This is a genomic window from Vibrio sp. 811, assembly GCF_033339195.1.
This window is the reverse complement of sequence record NZ_JAWOUB010000813.1, coordinates 1-546: the sequence shown is the minus strand read 5'-3', so window position 1 is coordinate 546 and position 546 is coordinate 1. Positions and strand designations below refer to the sequence as shown.

Below are 546 nucleotides of genomic sequence, written 5' to 3'. Positions count from 1 at the left end.
GTTTGGAAGATTTGAATTGCTTCAACACTACCCGCTACGCCGCCAATCTCTACATAGTCGCCAGATTTAAATGGACGGAATGCAACAATCAGTACGCCTGCCGCAAAGTTTGATAGAGAACCTTGTAGAGCAAGACCAACAGCAAGACCTGCCGCACCGATTACAGCAACAACAGATGCCGTTTGAACACCTAAACGGCCCAGAGCTGCGATAAGTACGATAACGAATAGTAGGTAACGAACAAGACCGTGAATAAATTCTACGACCGCCTTATCCATGTTTTTCTTTTCAAGTACTTTGGAAACACTGCCAGCGACTGCTTTAACGATAATATTACCGATAAATAGGATAATCAGCGCTGAAATAATGTTCACACCGTACTGAATAAGTAGGTCTGAGTTGTTTGTAAGCCAAGTCTCAGCTTGAGTCAGCCCATCTGTTAGAGTGGTATCGATACCCATCGATTCACCTGCCATAATTCTTATCCTCAAAAAATAAAGATATATAAATCTAATTGCCGTTAACTTATGAGCCTTGTTTTTTATA

At 41.4% G+C, this 546-nt stretch carries 1 protein-coding gene; it reads right to left on the bottom strand.

Translation table 11 applies throughout. The annotated features are described in order from the left end of the window. The coding region (locus R7Q46_RS29540) for a mechanosensitive ion channel family protein (protein WP_318078633.1) at positions 1 to 476 on the bottom strand (476 nt) is incomplete at its 3' end. Positions 477 to 546 lie beyond the last annotated feature (70 nt).